At 72.5% G+C, this 17,473-nt stretch carries 17 protein-coding genes and 1 pseudogene; 7 read left to right on the top strand and 11 right to left on the bottom strand.

Annotated elements, in window-relative coordinates:
- Positions 1-4 precede the first annotated feature (4 nt).
- The 5 genes from CLV40_RS20805 to CLV40_RS20795 form a co-directional block, all read right to left on the bottom strand.
- Positions 5-613 carry a hypothetical protein gene (locus CLV40_RS20805; protein WP_104480629.1) on the bottom strand — a complete coding sequence of 203 codons (609 nt, stop codon included), beginning with the start codon at positions 611-613 and terminating at the stop codon, positions 5-7.
- A 163-nt stretch (positions 614-776) separates the two neighbouring features.
- The gene (locus CLV40_RS38990; protein ID WP_219824049.1) at positions 777-920 is read right to left on the bottom strand and encodes a hypothetical protein; all 144 of its coding nucleotides are present in this window, start codon (positions 918-920) and stop codon (positions 777-779) included.
- Positions 917-1,219 carry a hypothetical protein gene (locus CLV40_RS38985; RefSeq protein ID WP_342752293.1) on the bottom strand — a complete coding sequence of 101 codons (303 nt, stop codon included), beginning with the start codon at positions 1,217-1,219 and terminating at the stop codon, positions 917-919. The genes CLV40_RS38990 and CLV40_RS38985 overlap by 4 nt, the downstream gene beginning before the upstream one ends.
- 46 nt (positions 1,220-1,265) lie before the next feature.
- The gene (locus CLV40_RS38980) at positions 1,266-1,799 is read right to left on the bottom strand and encodes a hypothetical protein (RefSeq protein ID WP_219824047.1); all 534 of its coding nucleotides are present in this window, start codon (positions 1,797-1,799) and stop codon (positions 1,266-1,268) included.
- A gap of 125 nt (positions 1,800-1,924) precedes the next feature.
- Positions 1,925-3,496, bottom strand: a complete 1,572-nt coding sequence (locus CLV40_RS20795) for an FAD-dependent oxidoreductase (protein WP_104480628.1) — start codon at positions 3,494-3,496, stop codon at positions 1,925-1,927.
- 65 nt (positions 3,497-3,561) lie between these two features.
- Here CLV40_RS20795 and CLV40_RS20790 point away from each other — a divergent pair, with 65 nt between their 5' ends.
- From CLV40_RS20790 to CLV40_RS20780, 3 genes are read left to right on the top strand one after another with little or no spacing between them, the layout of a single operon-like run.
- Positions 3,562-4,374 (top strand): carotenoid biosynthesis protein, encoded by an 813-nt coding sequence (locus tag CLV40_RS20790; RefSeq protein ID WP_104480627.1) that lies wholly within the window; start codon positions 3,562-3,564, stop codon positions 4,372-4,374.
- 20 nt (positions 4,375-4,394) lie between these two features.
- A complete protein-coding gene (locus tag CLV40_RS20785; protein WP_245931429.1) occupies positions 4,395-5,489 on the top strand; it encodes a glycosyltransferase family 2 protein in 1,095 nt (364 codons plus the stop codon).
- A 1-nt stretch (position 5,490) separates the two neighbouring features.
- Complete coding sequence (locus CLV40_RS20780) at positions 5,491-6,951, top strand: phytoene desaturase family protein (RefSeq protein ID WP_104480626.1); 1,461 nt, start codon at positions 5,491-5,493, stop codon at positions 6,949-6,951.
- Here CLV40_RS20780 and CLV40_RS20775 read toward each other — a convergent pair.
- On the bottom strand, positions 6,895-7,644 hold the full coding sequence (locus CLV40_RS20775) for a CDP-alcohol phosphatidyltransferase family protein (protein ID WP_245931428.1): 750 nt from the start codon (positions 7,642-7,644) through the stop codon (positions 6,895-6,897). The two genes, CLV40_RS20780 and CLV40_RS20775, sit on opposite strands and share 57 nt — an antisense overlap.
- A gap of 531 nt (positions 7,645-8,175) precedes the next feature.
- Between CLV40_RS20775 and CLV40_RS20770 the strand changes: the two genes are divergently transcribed.
- Positions 8,176-8,619, top strand: a complete 444-nt coding sequence (locus CLV40_RS20770) for a hypothetical protein (protein ID WP_146108138.1) — start codon at positions 8,176-8,178, stop codon at positions 8,617-8,619.
- A 1,149-nt stretch (positions 8,620-9,768) separates the two neighbouring features.
- On the opposite strand, the gene CLV40_RS40355 is transcribed toward CLV40_RS20770, so the two are convergent.
- On the bottom strand, positions 9,769-9,894 hold the full coding sequence (locus CLV40_RS40355) for a hypothetical protein (protein WP_281261676.1): 126 nt from the start codon (positions 9,892-9,894) through the stop codon (positions 9,769-9,771).
- A 216-nt stretch (positions 9,895-10,110) separates the two neighbouring features.
- On the opposite strand from CLV40_RS40355, the pseudogene CLV40_RS39715 reads away from it, so the two are divergent.
- A pseudogene (locus CLV40_RS39715) lies at positions 10,111-10,212 on the top strand (FtsK/SpoIIIE domain-containing protein); the annotation flags it as partial.
- A 504-nt stretch (positions 10,213-10,716) separates the two neighbouring features.
- Here the strand turns inward: CLV40_RS39715 and CLV40_RS39710 are convergent.
- From CLV40_RS39710 to CLV40_RS39705, 3 genes are all read right to left on the bottom strand, one after another.
- Entirely contained in the window at positions 10,717-10,926 is a 210-nt protein-coding gene (locus CLV40_RS39710; protein WP_245931439.1) for a hypothetical protein, read from the bottom strand.
- A 711-nt stretch (positions 10,927-11,637) separates the two neighbouring features.
- Entirely contained in the window at positions 11,638-12,144 is a 507-nt protein-coding gene (locus CLV40_RS20760; RefSeq protein WP_104480623.1) for an RICIN domain-containing protein, read from the bottom strand.
- 164 nt (positions 12,145-12,308) lie between these two features.
- On the bottom strand, positions 12,309-13,037 hold the full coding sequence (locus CLV40_RS39705) for a MarR family transcriptional regulator (RefSeq protein WP_374066513.1): 729 nt from the start codon (positions 13,035-13,037) through the stop codon (positions 12,309-12,311).
- A gap of 258 nt (positions 13,038-13,295) precedes the next feature.
- On the opposite strand from CLV40_RS39705, the gene CLV40_RS20745 reads away from it, so the two are divergent.
- Positions 13,296-13,580 carry a hypothetical protein gene (locus tag CLV40_RS20745; protein ID WP_146108137.1) on the top strand — a complete coding sequence of 95 codons (285 nt, stop codon included), beginning with the start codon at positions 13,296-13,298 and terminating at the stop codon, positions 13,578-13,580.
- A gap of 178 nt (positions 13,581-13,758) precedes the next feature.
- On the top strand, positions 13,759-16,557 hold the full coding sequence (locus CLV40_RS20740; RefSeq protein WP_104480621.1) for a response regulator: 2,799 nt from the start codon (positions 13,759-13,761) through the stop codon (positions 16,555-16,557).
- Between the two features lie 124 nt (positions 16,558-16,681).
- Here the strand turns inward: CLV40_RS20740 and CLV40_RS20735 are convergent, their stop codons facing one another.
- Positions 16,682-17,437 carry a class I SAM-dependent methyltransferase gene (locus tag CLV40_RS20735; RefSeq protein ID WP_104480620.1) on the bottom strand — a complete coding sequence of 252 codons (756 nt, stop codon included), beginning with the start codon at positions 17,435-17,437 and terminating at the stop codon, positions 16,682-16,684.
- Positions 17,438-17,473 lie beyond the last annotated feature (36 nt).

Below are 17,473 nucleotides of genomic sequence, written 5' to 3'. Positions count from 1 at the left end.
CTCCCTACCCCGTGTCCACATGAGGCGCCACGCGGTTGCGCGGACTCGGGGAGAACGCTAGAGACGCGCCGCGGGCGTGACGATCCCGCTGGGACCCGGACCGGTGGTAGCGCTGGCACCACCCCGTCATCGCCTGCAGGCCGTCATCCGCGTCGGGGGCGAGTTCGCGGTCGCCTTCGACCTGTCCGGCGTCGAGCGCAACGTGCTCACCACCAAAGCCGAGCGCGGACCCGCCGTGCCCACCGAGTCGGAGTTCAGGTACGGGATCGGCACCGCGTCGCCACGCCGAGGCCCCCACGACCCGGCGCAGTCCGGTGGCCCTGGCCGGGCTCGCCGCGAGCAGGATCGACCCGAAAGCGGTCACCACCACCAGCACCAAGACCGGCAGCGCCTCGAAACCGATGCTGTCCACCATGCTCCACAGCGTGAAACGCACGTCGCGGGAGTTCTCCCGCCAGGACCCGCAGGTGAGCGCCAGGAGTACGCCGGACAGGGCGGTGACCAGCAGCGTGCCGCGAAGGCGCCGGGCGGTCTTGGCCTGCTCGGCGTCCATGCGCGCGACCCCGTCCTGCAGCGAGCGCAGCCTCGCCTCGACGAGGTCGCGATCGGTCACCGGAACCCCCTCCACCCGGGACCGCGGACGAAGATCACCATACGGGTGCGGCGAGCCGGTTGAGCACCGTTTGGGAGCACCGGCTGGACCGCGTTTTCCCGGCCGGTCACGTCCGGTTCTCCGTTTCTCTCGGGAGGGCGGAAGGGCCGGTGCTGTCCCGTGTTCAGGCCGGGCGGCGGTTGAGGTAGGCGGCTAGGCCGCCGAGTTCCTCGCTGGCGATGGAGGCCGACCGCACGGTAACGATGGCTTCCTCGGCGTGGATGTGGCAGCCCCACACCGCGTCGCCACAGGAGTCGGCGACCTTCAACCCGGTCGGGGCGGCGCCGGCCCCGCCGAGTCCGCAGTGTTCGGGATGCGGCACGACGGCCTGCGCGGCCGCGGCGGCGCGCCGCTGCGGAGTTCCGGTTCGGCGCGCACCGCCTGGGCCAGCTCGTCGCGGGCCGCTTTCGCCTCGGCCTCGGCGTCCCGACGGGCCCGTTCGTTGTGGTGGCGTTCGATGGCCAGTGCCGCGGTGTGGGCGAAGATCCGGGCGAGGGCGAGGTCGGTGCCCTGCGGCACGCGGTGGTACATGCCGAAGGTGCCCAGCAGGCTCCCGTCGAGGGCCAGGATCGGCGTGGACCAGCAGGCGGCCAGATCGGCCCGCTCGGCCAGGTCAGTCGTCCCAGAACGGGTCGGTGGCGATGTCGGTGACGATGACCGGAGCCCGCCGGTGGGCCGCGGTGCCGCAGGAGCCGACGCCCTCGCCGGTGGCGATGCCGTCGATGGCCCGGTTGTAGAAGTCGGGCAGGCTCGGCGCGGCCCCGTGGTTGAGGTGCGCGCCGTCGGGGTCGGCGAGCAGGACGGAGACGAGAACCTCCTGCGGCGCGAGGCCCTCGATGCAGCGGGCCATCCCGTCGAGCACGTCGGCCAAGGGTGCTTGCCGGGCGATCTGCTCGAGCAGCGCGCGCTGCTCGGCCATCAGCTGCTGGGCGTGTCTGACCCGGGTGATCTCGACGCCCACCACCCGGACCCCCACGACGGCGCCACCGTCGTCGCGGCGCGGTTCGCAGGTGAGGTCGAAGAACGCCTCCCGCGACCGCGGACCGGTGTCGAGCACGACCCGAACGTCGCGGTCGCCGTTCCACCACGTGCGTCGGCCCAACAGCGAGGCGAACAGGGCAACGGACTCGCCGAACAGGGCCCGCACGTCCCCTGGGCCGTGGTGGACGCGGGGTGCGGACCTGTGCCGTTGCCATGGTGTGGTCCATTCTTCGTCTTCGGGTGCCACCGCAGTACCAGGTGCAGGTGCACTGCGGACCGACGCGGCTGCGGTCAAGAAACCCGGTTCCCGCGTCGCGCCGCCCTGGACAGCAGCGGGGACCGACCCTGGTTGGCCACCGACCACAGGTCGTGACCGCGCAGGCCCCAGCGCCGCAGGAGGGTGTTCGCCGCCGCGAAGCCGGTGGTGGCGGCGCGTTCCATGAGAGCGACCGGCAGGTCGATGCGGGCCAGGTCGCCCGCGAGCACGACATCGGGGTCGGGCGTGGTGACCGCGGGCCGCCCCGCGAAGCCGCCGGGGGCGAAGAGGGGGCAGTCGGCGGCGAGGACGTGCTCCTCGTGGCGCACGCGGGCGGCGGCGAGTTCGGGGTAGACGGTTCTGAGCTGGGCGGTGAGCTCGGCCACGACGCGGTCTTGGTCGAGGTCCTCGGGCAGCGCGTACGCGTGCAGCTCGACCACCGAGCCGCCGGTGCGGGCGCGCCAGGACTTGGCCCCGTCCTCGAACCGGTCGAGCACACTGACGTTGTCCAACAGGGGAAAGCCGCTGGTGCCCAGGAACGGCGCCCGGTCGGGGCGGGCGGGCAGGTCGAGCCAGAGCCTGCTGACCAGGAACGGGGGCGCCGCGCGCAACGCCCCGATCCGCGACCGCCAGCCCGCGTCGCCGAGGGCGGGCGACGCGGCCACCAGCTGCCGCAGGGCGCCGGTCTCCGCCGCCAGGACCACCGCGTCGACGTCGACGCGGCCGTGTTCGCCGGTGTGCACGGCCAACCCGCCGGGGCGCCGCTCGATCCGGGACACCGGCGCGCCGAGGTGGACCCGGGCGCCGAGACCCTCCAGGTAGGCGCGCAGCGGACGCCACAGGGTGATCGGGAACGCGTCGCGCGGGACGTCGAAGAGCAGGCCCTCGTTGGAGCCGAGGAAGTAGATGTGGAACATGGTCACCAGCTCCGCCGCGGACAGTTCGGCCGGGTCGGCGAAGAAGCTGCGGGAGAACACCTCGAACGCCAGGTGCCGCGCCGCCGGGGGGAAGCCGATGTCGCGCAGGAACGCCGCCGCATCGATCGAGTCGAGTTCGTCGTAGGTGCGGGGGACCGACACGTCGAACAGCCGGGACGCGGCGGCGGGGTTCATCCGGCGCAGGTCACCGAACGTGAAGGTCTTGCTGCGCAGCACGAACCCGGCGACGTTCCACGGCGGCGTGCGCGGGATGCCCGCGAAGCTCTCCGCGGTGCCGCTGGCGTGCAGCAGCGGGTAGTCCGGTACCGGCCGCAGGAAGCCCAGCGCGGGGTCGACGCGGCGCAGCAGCGCCCTCAGGTTGTAGTACTGGCGGAAGAACGCGTGGAAGCCGCGGGTCATGGTGCCCCCGGCGGGTCCGTCGCCGGTCGGCCACCCGCGCAGCCGTCCACCGAGGTCGAGCTCGCGCTCGAACAGGCGGACCGAGACGCCGCGTTCCGCGAGCGCGACCGCGGCCGCCACCCCGGCGATGCCGCCGCCGACGACCGCGGCGCTCGGCCGGGTACCCGCCTCGGCGGTGGTGCGGCCCGGGTGCGCCGGCAGGACTTGGGCGCTGCGGTCGCGGCCTGGGCGCAGCGGTGTCGCCGGGGACGGCTCGCGGGTGTGCGGCATGGCACGATGCTGTCAGGCGCTCCGGTGGCCTGCCGGACGAGCGGTGCGCCGCTAGGGTTGCGACCATGTCCTCCACGCCCGCCGTCGTGCTCGGTCGTGCGCGGGTCGTGGCGGTCACCGCGTGGGTCTGCGGCGCGGTCCTGGTGCTGGCGCAGATCTCCTACTCGATGACCGACCCGGGTGCGCGGTTCGGTACCACGGTCGCCTCGGTGGTGGCGTTCGCGCTGGCGTCGCTGTGCGACGCGGCGGCCCGGTCGGGGCCGCGCGCCGCGCTGCGGCTGGCACTGGTGGCCGGGGGAGGGGGCCTGCTGGCCGAGGCGGTCGGTGTGCACACGGGATTCCCCTTCGGCGAGTACCGCTACACCGGGACGCTGGGGCCGCAGCTGCTCGGGGTGCCCGTCCTCGTGCCGCTCGCGTGGATCATGATGTGCTGGCCCGCGCTGCTGGTCGGTCGCGCGCTGGCCGCGGGGCGGGCGCGGTGGGCCGTCGTCGTGGTCGGCGCGTGGGCGCTGGCCTCCTGGGACGTGTTCCTCGACCCGCAGATGGTCGACGCGGGCCACTGGGTCTGGACGCGGCCGGAGCCCGTGCTGCCGGGTGTCGTCGGGGTCCCGCTGACCAACTACGCGGGCTGGTTCGCCGTGGCACTGGTCATGGTCGGTCTGCTGCACCGGTGGACACCGCCGGATTCGTCCCCGCTCGACTTTTGCGCGGGGCCCGCCCCGGCGCTGTACCTGTGGACCTACGGGTCGTCGGTGTGGGCGCACGCGGCTTTCTTCGGGCGGCCGTCGGTCTCGTTGGTGGCGGGCGTGTTGATGGGATTGGTCGCCGTGCCGTTCGCCGTGGTGCTGCTGCGCGTGCTCGTGCGGGGGCGGCGGTGAGTCGGTGGTGGACTGTCGCGGTGCGCACCGCCGCCGGGGCCTCGGTGCTGGCCGCGGTGCACGCGCTCATCAACGCGCGGCTCATGCGCGTGCCCCCTGACGACCCCCCGGTGTGCCGGGAGCCGGTGTCGTTGTTGTTGCCGGTGCGCGACGAGGCCCACCGCGTGGGACCGGCGGTGCGGTCGGTGCTGGCCCAGCGGGGCGTACCGGACCTGGAGATCATCGTGCTCGACGACGGTTCCACCGACGGCACCGCCGAGGTGGTCCGGGACCTGGCCCGGGGAGACCGGCGGCTGCGTGTGGTCACCGGTGCTCCGCCGCCGCCTGGGCTGCCCGGCAAGCCGCACGCGTGCGCCCAGCTGGTCGAGCGGTCCCGGGGCAGGGTGCTGGTGATGGTCGACGCCGACGTGGTCTTGGCGCCGCACGCGGTGGCCTCGGCGGTCGCGCTGCTGCGCGCGCACGGTTTGGACGCCGTGTCGCCGTTCCCCAGCCAGCTCGCCGACGACGTCGCCACCCGGCTCGTGCAGCCGCTGCTGCAGTGGTCGTGGCTGGTGTTCCTGCCGCTGCGGCTCGCGGAGCGCTCACCCCGGCCGTCCCTGACGGCGGCCAACGGTCAGTTCCTCGTGCTCGACGCCGCGGCGCTGGACCGGGCGGGTGGCTACCGGGCCGTGGCGGGCGCGGTGCTCGACGACATCGCCGTGGTGCGCGCGATCAAGCGCGCGGGTGGGCGCGGTGCGGTGGTGGACGGGAGCGCGCTGGCGGTCTGCCGCATGTACACCGGGTGGGACGAGGTGCGGCAGGGGTACGAGAAGTCCCTGTGGTCAGCGACCGGGTCACTGCCCGCGGCCGCCGCGCTGGCGGCGGGCCTGGCGTGGTTGTTCGTGCTGCCACCCCTGGCCGCGCTGACGGGCTCGGGCGCGGGCGCACTGGGGTACTTCGCGGGCGTCGCGGGTCGGGTCGTGAGCGCCCGCGCCACCGGCGGGCGCGCGTGGCCGGATTCGCTGGCCCACCCCGTCTCGGTCGGGGCGCTGCTGGTGCTGGTGGCGCGGTCTTGGCGCGCACGCCGCGCGGGCGCGCTCACGTGGAAGGGCCGCGACCTGGCGGGGGGCACCTGAGGTGGCGCGGGTCGTTGTGGTGGGCGCGGGCATGGGCGGCCTGGCCGCGGCGGCGCGGCTGGGCGCGGCCGGGCACGACGTGACCGTGGTCGAGCAGGCCGGTACGCACGGCGGCAAGCTCGGCACCCTGAGCCGGGACGGCTACACCTTCGACACCGGTCCGTCGCTGCTGACGCTGCCGGAGGTGTACCGGGACCTGTTCGCCGCGACGGGCGCGCCGCTGGACGAGGTGGTCGAGGTCGTCCCGGTCGACCCGACCTGCCACTACCGGTTCCCCGACGGCGTCGAACTGGACCTGCCGCACGTGGAGGCCGAGGTCGGACCCGCGTTGGCAACCGCGTTCGGACCCACCGCCGCCGAGCAGTGGGGCTCGGTCATGGCCGACGCCGCGCGGCTGTGGGACCTGGTCGGTGAGCCCGTGCTCCAGCGCCCGCTGCGCGGGGTTCTCGACCTGGTGCGCCGGTCGGCGAACGTGCGCGACCTCGCCGCGATCGCGCCGTGGCGCACCCTGCGCTCACTGGGGCGGCGGCTCCCGGACCCGCGGTTGCGGATGCTGCTGGACCGCTACGCCACCTACACCGGATCGGATCCCCGCCGCGTGCCCGCGCTGATGAGCGTGGTGCCCTTCGTCGAGCAGCGGTTCGGCGGGTGGTACGTGCGCGGTGGGCTGCGGCGACTGGCCGACGCGCTGGCGGACCGCTGCCTCGAAGTGGGCGCGCGCCTGCGCTACGACGCCCCGGTGTGCCGGGTGGAGGTCGACGCCCGCGGTGTCACCGGCGTGCGCCTGCGGGACGGGGAGGTGCTCGGCGCGGACGTGGTCGTGTCCGATGTGGACGCCCGATCGCTCTACCGGGACCTGCTGCCCGACCGCCGCGCCCAGCGGTCGCTGGACCGCGTGGACCCGTCGCTGTCCGGGTTCGTGCTCCTGCTCGCGCTGCGCGGCCGGACGCCGAACCCCCGGCACCACCGCGTCCTGTTCCCCCAGGACTACGACGCCGAGTTCGACGCGGTCTTCGGCCGCTCGCCGCGCCCGGTCGAGGACCCCACCGTCTACGTCTGCTCCCCGGCCGACCCGGCTGTCGCCCCGGCGGGCGACGAGGCGTGGTTCGTCCTGGTCAACGCGCCCCGCCACGGACCGGTGGACTGGACCGCGCCCGGACTCGCCGACCGCTACGGCGACCACGTCCTCGACGTGCTGACCCGGCGCGGCCTCGACGTGCGCGACCGGGTCCGGTGGCGCGAGGTGCGCACCCCGGCCGACTGGGAGCGCGACACCGGCTCGGTCGGCGGCGCGATCTACGGCTCGTCCTCCAACGGTCCGCGCGCCGCGCTGCTGCGCCCCGCCAACCGTGCCCGGGTGCGCGGGCTGTTCCTCGTCGGCGGCTCGGCGCACCCCGGTGGCGGGCTACCCCTGGTCGCCATGTCCGCGGCCATCGTCGCCCGCCTGATCGGCCCGGCCTGACGCGTCCGGGTCCACCCACGGCCGCCCGGTCAGCGCGCGGTGGACGCCGACCGCGAGCTGACCCCAGCCCACGACCGCGCAGACCGCCCAGACCAGTGCCGACACCGACGCCCAGTCCCAACCGGTGCCGGGTGTTCCCCCGGGAGCGAGCGCGGTGCCCGCGCACGCCACAGCGACGACCACCACCCTCGTCGGTCGTTCCGCCACCGTCACCGCGCCCGCGCCCGCCATGCCCACCGCCTGCGCCCGCGCCCGGGCGTACTCGTGCACCAGCAGGGCGGCGCCCAGCGCCGAGCACCACCACCCCGGCGCCCCCAGGACCCACAGCACCAGCACCAGACACAGGTCGGACAGCCGATCCGCGACGGCGTCGACCACCGCCCCCAACGGCCTAGCCCGCCCCGTCCGCAGGGCGACGGCCCCGTCGAGCCCGTCGAACACGCCGGAGGCCACCACGAGCACCAGCGCCACCAACGGCCACACCCCACCCGCGGCGGCGACCCCGACCGCGCCCGCGGCAGCCGCGACCGCGACCCCCGAGAGCACGTCCGGGTGGACGCGCTCGACCGGACGGGCGAGCAGGTGCACCACCCGCAGCCACCCCACCACCAAGCGGTTGCCGGAGACGTCCTCGCCGTGCAGCCGCGACCACCCGGCCACCGGGTCCACCCGCTCCTGCTCACCGCTGCCCACGCGCGACACGCTAGGGCCAGGGCAGCGGTAGCGCTTGAAATGGTCAGACCAGACCCGATGCGCAGATCGACGTCAGGTGCGATGCCTCACTACCGTCCGCAGGCACGCCCGCCTCCCACGACTCGCACCACGAGCGAGTAGCGCGGCGACCACGGTCGCCTGCGACCCGGCCTGCCCCATCCGCCGCGGGGTGATCATCACCGCTGGGGCGGAACCGGCCAGCCGCACTCGGGCTGCGGTCTGCCTCCGTTTTCGCGCAGGTCTCGCGTAGTTGGTGGCACAGGTGGTCTCCGCCCCCGCGATCGGGTGGCGTTCAACGGCGACGGTGTCAGAGGGGTTGCGCCCGACGACCTCGAGAGCGCAGCGTCGCTCGGTGGTCCGACCACGTCCGAGGACAGGAGCGAGCATGATCGACAGCGCGCGATCGCGGTGGCCAGGCACGGGAAGGCCCCTGGTCGCGGTCGTCGCGATCCTCCTGGGGCTGGTGTTCCCGTCGCGTCCACCGCTCCCGCCCAGGCCGCGGTGATCGAGTTGACCTGCAATGTCAACGTCCACCTCAGCTTCAGCCCGGCGTTGACCGCCACGCGCACCACCGCGGACGTGGTGGCCGTCGCGACCGTCGTCAACTGCCCGTCGCCCAGCGGGAACCGCAACGACCGCCAAGCGGGATCGGTCAGCGACGCCACCGGCACCATCACCAGCCTGGGCGGTGTTCCTTGCAACCTCCTGGCCACCATCACCGGCAGCGGCACCGTCGACTGGTCGCCCGATGGCGGGCGCACCACGTTCGACTTCACCGTCAACACCAACCCCCTCAACGGTCTGATCGCACTGCGGACCGCGCAGACCAGCGGCCCGCTGGCAGGCACCACCTCCCTCACCGTCGCCGCGGCCAACCCCAACCTCGGCTGCGCCCTCGGCGGCCTGTCCAGCCTCACCGTCCCGATCGGACAGATCAGGTTCGTGGGAACCTGATCTGCCGCCGCTCGACGGTGCCGGGGTCGCGGCAGGGCGAACACACCGAGGATGACCACGACCAAGCCCGACCTGCCCAGGGCCAGAGCGATGGGCAGGGCAGCGCCGTGTGACCGATTCCACGGTCTCGAACCGCATCCGCGACAGCACGACCCGGATCACGAACGCGATCGGCACCCGCAGCGGGTGGTGCACGCTGGTGGCCGGCTCGATCGGCAACGCCACACCACCGATCTCCGCCGCGAGGGTCAGCAGCGTGACCAGGTACGAGCCCGCCAGGTTCGCCTGCGCAACCCGGGGGCCGAGGCGTTCGCGCACGAGGTCGAACACCGGTCGACCTCGCGCTGCGCCAGCGCATCGTCTAGGAAGGACATTTGGTCGGGGGTTTACCCTGAGGTGCTCGCCCTACCCGGATTCGCGCCCCCGAAACGCCGAGAGCACCCTTATGCGCTGTTGCCTTCTCGCCGGGTTGGCTGTTGTCGTGACCGTGACGCTGGGTACGAACGACGACCTCAAACCGAACGTCACGGGTATGTCGGATCACCCGAGCGGACCCGTTTGCCAGCGTCGAGGAACACCGGCGCTTTATGGGCAATGCTATCAATTGCACATATCCGGTGTTACCAGATGTTCGTCGCGCGGCAGCCCTGGCGCATCGTGTTGCATAGAGACAGCGGGAGTTCCCGGGACCGCAACCGAAACAACCCCCACCACATTGAGGGGACAACGTGAAGAAGTTCGCGACCGCGTTCGGCGTGGCCACCGCCCCTGCTGTGGGCCAACGGCGTCGGCCCGGTCATCGCCTGAGAGGCCCGGACCGCATGGGACAAGGCCGCGTCCGGCGAGACCGTGAAGTCGCACCGGTCTCGCCGGACGCGGTCACCGCAGCCCGACGACGCGACTCCCTGCCGCGTCACCTACCGACCGGCTTCGATCCTGAAGCCATCGACGACGAGTGCGACCGGGTCGTCCGCGGCGACGCTGGGATCGAACCAGTGACCCTTCGGTTCGAACTATCTACGGCGTATCGTGGCGATTTGCCGGAACGCTATTTCGGCAGATCAACGCGAGCATGTTCAGTGTGTCGAGTGCATTCCAAGGTTGTGTGCCGTGCATTTCTGCTTTCCGTTGATCGTCATGTCGCGGCGGTCAGCGTCCGGGTGCGGCGGGTGGTTTCGGCGCGGATCTGGCGCGGCGTTCGTGGAGCAGGAGGTCGTTGGCGGGTTGGGTGCGCATGAGGGCTTCCGGTGGCAGCGCGTCGGCCAGGTCGAACATCGCGCGAACGTCGTCGATTTCGGTCCGGCACGGCGGCGTCGGTGGTCGTCGGAGAGCTGCCCCGCCTGCTCGGCGTCGCCGACCTCGACTCGTCCACACGGAAGTCGTAGTGGCGGAACGGGAGGGGGCTGAACGGTTCCCCATCCCGCTGGGCATCGCCGAGGACGGGTCCTGGGTGGAATTGACATCGAGGAGTCCACGCAGGGCGGCAAGGACGTGCACAGCCTGCTGATCGGTGCGACCGGCTCGGGCAAGTCGGAGCCGCTGCGCACCCTGGTGCTGGGGCTGGCCATGACGCGCAGCTCGGAGCTGCTCAACTTCGTCCTGGTCGACTTCAAGGGCGGCGCCACCTTTCTCGGTCTCGACCGCCTCCCGCTGGCCCTCCGCGGCCATCACCAACCTCCCCGATGGGGTACCCCTGGTCACCCCCGTGCAGGACTCCCTGCACGGCGAGATGGCGCGTCTTCAGGATTTGTTGCGTGCGCCGGGAAACTATTCGTCTCTTGTGGACTAGGAGCGCGCCCGTCAGGGGGTGCCGCGCTCAACCCGCCGCCGACCCCGTTCCTCATCGTCGACGAGTCCAGCGAGCTGCTGGCCGCCAACCCCGACTTCGCCGAGCTGTTCGTCATGATCGGCCGCCTTGGCCGGGCGCCGGGTGCTGCTCGACCGCTCCCGCGTGGCCGAGCAGGCACCCACGACGAACTCATGGCTCTCGGCGGCACTTGCGCGCAGCTACAGGAGACCCGGGCCGCCGCCTACCGCCGGGCGCGGCCGCGGCGCCCGCCGGTCGGCCCTCGACGGGCAGAGCCGAGTGCACGACGGTCACCGCAGTGCCGGGGAGGTCTTCGATGGCCGTCGCCGGCTCCAGCACGGGCTGCCGGTGTTGACCGAACCGAGCAGGCCGGGCCGCTCGGCCAGGGCCAAGAGGCTGCGGACGGTGTCGCTGACGTAGCAGAACTCCGGGACCAGCGGCGGTGGGGGAGCGGCGGGCGCGGGCCGGGGTTCGACCGCGGCGGAGGCGGGGTGCGGCACGATCCGTCCCGGACCTGAGCGCCTCCCGGGAACGACCTGCGTCCCCGCTGTGAGACCGGTCCACCCCGGTCGGCGGAATCACCTGGCCCTTCCAGCCCGATCCCGCTCATCGAACCGGATGGTGGATGACAAGCCCGGTATCGAGCGGCGACCTCCGGCTACCGGACTGCGCCGGGCTTGCCGTCCTCGCCCCAACGTCAGTGGCTCCGGGTGGTGATCACGGTCAGTCACCGTCACGCCTCGGCCGCGCGGGCCTGGGCCTGGTCATGCTCGTCGCTCCAACCCCGGCCTGGCCGCCGTCCTGGGCGGTCTCAGGCGGCCCCCGGTCACCGGCGCGCCCCTTGCTCGGGCGGCTCGGCCCGGTGGGTCACCCCGCGCCTGGCGGTGGTGCCCGCGGGCGCGGTGGGTGCTGGGACGCGCCACGGCGGTTGCCGCGTGCCCGTCGGCTGATCGGCCAATCACTTGCGCCAGGGCAAAGAGAGCCATCAATTCCCAGTTTTCTTTTTCTTGTCACACATCTTTGACCGGAGACAAGACCCCCGAACGGGGGTCATCGCCGAACCATGACCTCCGAACGGGGGTCATCGGAATTGTGACCCCCGTTCGGAGGTCATCAGAAATACGAAGACCCCCGAACGGGGGTCAAGGTCGCGGGGGAATCGGCGAATGGGCGCGCGGGCCCGCCGTCGACACGGCGGGCCCGCGACCGGATCAGACGTTGAGCTGCCACCGCTGGGAGTAGGCGATGCCGCAGCTGTACTGGAAGGTCTTGCTCTTGTAGGCGTAGCTGCTGATGGTCAGGCACTTGCCGCTGTGCAGGGCGCGCAGCTGGCCGGAGGCGGGGTCGAAGCTCCACATCTGGTTGGCCGAGGACGCCCCGCACACGTACTGCTCGACCGGGGCCAGGTCGGCGAGGTCGTTGCGCGGCACGTCCGCGCAGCTGCCGCTCGCCACGTTGACCAGCTGGCCGTAGCCGGGGACGGAGGTCGGGCGGTAGATCCACTGCTGGTTGGTGCCGCCGTTGCAGTAGTAGATCTGGACCGGGGCGTGGTTGTCGGTGGTCCCCCGGGGGATATCGAGGCACATGGCGCCCGCAGGGGTGCTGATCGAGCGGTACGGCGTGTCGGCCGAGGCGGTGGACGCCGAGACGACCATCGCCGCGGGGATCACCGCGGCCGCGGCGGCGGTGGCGAACAGCCTTTTGACGAGCGAGCGCATGGAGCTCCTTAGTGGGCTTCATCGGGTACCCGACAAGGAATATCAGGCCCCTCGGAAAAATCGGTAGGATGATCCCGGAAGGTCACTCGAATTTCGTAATGGGAGGGCCGGGGTAGGGTAATCGGGTGCCAACAGTCAAGTGACCGGGAGATGATAGGGGTTATTCACCCGAAACCGGCGCGCAACGGGCGAGAGAGCGCTGATTTTCGGCGTCGGGTGCGGCAGATGGGGGAGCACGCGCCAAGATGGCCACCGATCGGGCTCGTGTGGTGTTCCCCGGGGGTTCGTCGACACCCTCGGGGAGGACAAGCCGAACGGCGCACACCACGGCGATCCTCACCGCCGTCCTGACCTTGGTCGGCACCAGCCAGGCGGGGGCGACGAGGCCGTCGCAGGTCGCCGTCACGCCCGACCCGGTCGCCACGCGCGCGGCGTCGACGGTGGACATCCGTGGCTTGCGCCCCGCAGGGGCGCGTCCGCTCGCGCCCACTGCCACCTCGCCCGGCTTCGCCCAACCGATCACGCTGCGTGGGGCAGGCGCCGGTGGCGCCGGCCGAGCCCTCCGCGACACCGGCACCGACACCTGTCCCGGCACCGCGACGCCGGACCGCCACGCGGTGACCTACGACTGCTGGGGCTGGGTCGTCCGCGCGGAGTGCGTCGTCTCCTGGCGGAGCAGGGCGACCGGTGGGCCACGGCCGGGTCCTCGGCGGCCTGGTCCAGTGCGGTGGTGAGCACCCGCGCTCCCGCCAGTGCTCGGTGATCATCGGGTGGATGCCGCGCCGATCGTCGGCGCACAGCACGCGGTCGGTCAACCCGGCCTGTTCCAGCCGGGTGACCAGCCTGCTCACGGAGCTCTGGTTGAGCCCGATGGCCTCGGCGAGGTCCTGCACGCGCAGCCGGAATGGAGGCGCGAAGGTCGAGGTTGTGGCGGTGGTCTGCGCGGCGGCTGGAGTGGCGGCGGTGTTGCCGCAGGTGGTAAACCGCGTCCCGGTGCCGGTGCCGGTGGTGTTCCTGGGGTTGGGGGGCGGCGGTGTTCGCCTTCCCTTCACCCGCGCCGCCGTCGCCGTCAGCGTGGTCGGCGTCCTGCCCTCGGCCAGGCCGGGCACCGGATCGCGGTCGATGTCCTGTGGCGCCTGGCAGCCGATGTGGTGCTGGGTCTGGCCACCGGGTGGCTGTTGCGCACGCTGTTGTCCGCCTTCCACTCACCGAGGCTGCGCCTGGCCGAACAGGCCGAGGGATTCGTGGCCTTGGCGGCGACCTCCCTCACCTACGGCGTCCCAGAGCCGGTGAGTGGCTACGGTTTCGTGGCTGTCTTCGTCTGCGCGTGCACGATCCGGTCCGCGGAGCGGTCGCACGGCTACCACCGCGTCCTGCACCAGGGTGTCCGCTCGATACCGGTGGCGGCAGGCGCGGACGTTCTTCTTCTGCGGTGACCGTGGCGTGCCCCCTGCGAGGCGAGCCCAGGACCCACCCGAATCGAACTCCACTTTGGACGCTGTCGTCCGATCCCGCACGCTGCTCGGGGCGGCAGGCCAACCACAGGGCGATGGAGGGCACCAATACCCCGATACGGTGATGGCGCGCCAGTGGAATGAGGTCCAGAATCGACGTATGGAGTCCGGTCGTAGCTCGGCGCACGGCCACCAGGCGCGGGTAGTCACCTTCGCGACGGCCTCCCTCACCGCGGTCGGGGTCGCCGCGCTGGTGGGGTACGCGGTGGACTCCAGAGTTCTCGCCTCGCTGGTTCCCGGCGGAGCCACCGTGGACCTGATGACCGCGATCTGCTTGGTCCTCCTGGCGATCGCCCTGCGCCTGGTGGTGCCCACCGGTGGTTCTCCGGCCCGGCGGTGGGCGGGGCAGGCGATCGCGGCGGCGGTGGCCGTCACGGGCATCGTGGCCTTCATGACGACCGTCGGCGATCACCCCTCCCCTGCCGACGCCGTACCGTTCGACGAACAGATCCGGGCGTGGGCGGTGGGCACGGGTACCCCCACCGCGGTGGCGGCCGCGGCGGTCGCGCTGGCCGCCTGCGGGGTGATCGCCTTGGATGTCGACACCGTGCTCTCGACCGCCGCCGCGGTGGTGGCGGTGGTGGCGGTGGTCGCCGGTGGCCACGGCCCGGGGAACAGCCGTGCGATGGCGCTCCCGGCGGGTGTGGGGGTCGTCGCGGTCTGGGTGGCCGTCCTGGCGGCTCGATCCGACCGGCCGTCGGTCCGCAACCTCGCGGGTCCGAACGGGACGGCGGCGGGCAGGTTGGCCTCGGCGGTGGCCGCGGTGGTGCTCCTGGCGGGGCCGCCGCTGGCCGCGGTGGGCGTGGTCGACGCCGCGATCTCCGCCGCCGCGCTGCTGGTGGTCGTGCTGGCGGCGGTGCTCGCCCTCGCGAACGAGAGGGCGCGGCCCAGCGCCGAGTCGATCGCCTTGGAGGGCGAGCAGCGGTTCCACCGCTTGGTGCTGGGTGCGCCGGACGCGATGGTCATCGTCGACGAGCGGGGTCTCATCACGCTGGTCAACCAGCAGACCGAACGGCTGTTCCGCTACCGCGCGGACGAGCTGGTCGGCAAGCCCGTCGAGGTGCTGATCCCGGAGCAGTTCCGCCGGGACCACGTGCGCAACCGGCACGAGTACCTCACCTCGCCCTCGCACCGGGGGATGGGCGTCGGTCTGGAACTGGTCGGCCAGCGCCGTGACGGCAGCCAGTTCCCGGTCGAGATCAGCCTGGCCCCGCTGGAGACGGACCAGGGGGTGCTGGTCTCGGCGGCCATCCGCGACACCAGCGAGCGCCGGGAGGCCGAGCAGGCACTGGCCGCCGCCCGGGACGAAGCGCTGGCGGCGGTGCGGGTGAAGTCGCAGTTCGTCGCGATGGTCAGCCACGAGATCCGCACCCCGATGAACGGCGTCATCGGGCTGACGGAGCTGCTGCTGGACACCCCGCTGGACGCCTCGCAGCAGCGCTACGCCCAGTCGATCCGAGCCTCGGGCCGGGCACTGCTGACGATCATCAACGACATCCTGGACTTCTCCAAGGTGGAGGCGGGCAAGGTCGAGCTGGTGGAGACCGAGTTCGCCATGGACCAGGTGCTCGGCGAGGTCGTGCACGCCGCGGTGGAGGCCGCGCGCGACAAGGACATCGAGGTCGTCGGCCACTACCCCCCTGAACTGCCCATCGGGCTGCGCGGCGACGCGGGGAGGTTGCGGCAGGTGCTGCTCAACCTGCTGGGCAACGCGGTCAAGTTCACCGAACGCGGATCGGTGGTGCTGCGCGCGGAACCCCAGGGGGTCACCGAGGACGGCGGCGTCCGGATCTGCTTCGCCGTCGAGGACACCGGGATCGGCATCGCCGCGGCGGACCTGCCGTCGCTGTACGAGCCGTTCTCCCAGGTGGAAGCCGCCGCGAACCGCCGCTACGGCGGGACGGGACTCGGCTTGGCCATCACCCGGCAGCTCGTCGGGCTGATGGGCGGCGAACTGGAGGTGACCACCGAACCGGGTCGTGGCAGCCGGTTCAGCTTCGCGCTGCCGTTCGGCCGCGCGCCCGAGGCGGACGCGCCCGCGTCCCGGCACCTGTCGGGTCGCCGGTTGCTCCTGCTCGACGACAACCCCACGACCCGTGACCTGATCACCCGGCACAGCCGGGCCTGGGGCATGGTCGCGACCTCGGACGCGGACCTGACCACCACGCTCGACCGGCTCCGCACCGCCGAGGCGCAGGAGCCCTTCGACCTGGTCGTGATCAACCAGCACGTGGCCGACCGCGGCGGGCTCGACCTGGTCTCCGCGATCGCCGCCGACGCGGACCTGGCGCACATCGACACCGTGCTGCTGACCTCCGGGTCCTACCAGGACGACCAGCGGGCCATCGCAGCGGGCGCCAGCGCGGTGCTGCCCAAACCGATCAACCCCGCCCAGCTCCACACCTGCCTGGTCGGGTTGCTCGCCCCCGCTGAGGGGCCTGCCACCGGCAGCACGCCCCTGCCCGTCCAGCGCGGCCGCGCCGAGGGCGGCGGGGAGACGATCCTGCTCGCCGAGGACAACGAGATCAACCAGATGGTCGCGGTCGGCATCCTGACCAGGTTCGGCTACCAGGTCGACGTCGCGGACAACGGACTCGAAGTGCTCCGCATGGTCGGGACCAAGCCCTACGCGGCGATCCTGATGGACTGCCAGATGCCGGAGATGGACGGCCTCACTGCCACCGTCGAACTGCGCAGCCGCGGCGGGGCGGGTGAGATCCCCCCGATCATCGCCATGACAGCGGGCGCGTTGGCCGAGGACAGGCAAGCCTGCCTCGACGCGGGCATGGACGACTACGTGACCAAACCCGTGGACCCGGTCGTCCTGCGCAACACCCTGGAGAAGTGGATACAGCGCAGTCGCAACCCCGTGGGCGGACGGGGGATCGGCAAGCCCTAGCGGTGCGGAACGCATGCTCAACACCAGCGCGGCCGTCGAGGTGTCCACAGCGAACTGGAGGTGAGCACAGTCGTCGGGAGCGTCCAAGCCCGGCGGATGGTGGACCTGACCGAACCCGCGGCGTTCAGCCCGGCTTGCGCGCCTCGATGAGGAAGCGGTGGGCGAGGGTGTGGAAGGCGCCCTCGGCGCGGATGTGCTTGTCGAGCAGGATGAGCCGGTCGCGGTATGGGGCGACGGCGAAGTCGGGGACGAACCAGACGATTTTCCGCAAGAGGTAGACCACGGCCCCGATGTCGTCGAATGTGACCGGTAATCCTGCTTTGCGCAGGTCGAGCACTTCGAGCCCGGCGCTCTCGGCGGCCTCGGCTTCCCGTTCGGCGAAGTCCCCGCGCGCCCGCTGGGGGCCGAGGATCGCCTCGACCAGTTCCCGGCCGGATCCGGAGCCCACGTGTTGGGCGAGGTAGGTGCCCCCGGGGCGCAGTACCCGGCGGATCTGCGACCAGTCGGTGGAGCCGATGCGCGGGTGCCTGCTGACCACCAGGTCGAAGGTGTCGTCGCGGAACGGCAGGGTGCCGTCCTCGGCCGCGACGACCGCACCGTCGAACTTCGCGAGGTCGCGCTGGGCGCGGAGGAGCAGCTCCGGTCGGCTCTCGGTCGCGGCCAGCAGCCGTGGTGAGCGGGCTAGCGCGCCCGCGAGGACCGCCCCGTCCCCGGTCTGCGCGTCGAGCACGCGGTCGGACTCCCCGATCCGGCTCGCCAGGATCCGGGTGTACGCCCAGGGTGCCCGCTGCTCGTGGGCCCGCCCGTCCAGCCAGGAGTAGTCCGAACCCGAGGTGTCGGCCGCGGTCGCCTCGGCAACAAGGTCATCGAACAGGCGCACGCGACCAGTTTCGCAGAACGCTGTACGGCTCGCCGC

Origin of the sequence: Actinokineospora auranticolor (assembly GCF_002934265.1) — a bacterium.
Lineage (GTDB): Bacteria > Actinomycetota > Actinomycetes > Mycobacteriales > Pseudonocardiaceae > Actinokineospora > Actinokineospora auranticolor.
This window is presented reverse-complemented; position numbering and strand designations above follow the sequence as displayed.

Bases quoted from the DNA above. Each gene is read 5' to 3' on its own strand.
- CLV40_RS20795 (WP_104480628.1), bottom strand. From the start codon at position 3,496: ATGCCGCACACCCGCGAGCCGTCCCCGGCGACACCGCTGCGCCCAGGC.
- CLV40_RS20790 (WP_104480627.1), top strand. From the start codon at position 3,562: ATGTCCTCCACGCCCGCCGTCGTGCTCGGTCGTGCGCGGGTCGTGGCG.
- CLV40_RS40355 (WP_281261676.1), bottom strand. From the start codon at position 9,894: ATGTTCGACCTGGCCGACGCGCTGCCACCGGAAGCCCTCATGCGCACC.
- CLV40_RS20760 (WP_104480623.1), bottom strand. From the start codon at position 12,144: ATGCGCTCGCTCGTCAAAAGGCTGTTCGCCACCGCCGCCGCGGCCGCG.
- CLV40_RS20740 (WP_104480621.1), top strand. From the start codon at position 13,759: ATGGAGTCCGGTCGTAGCTCGGCGCACGGCCACCAGGCGCGGGTAGTC.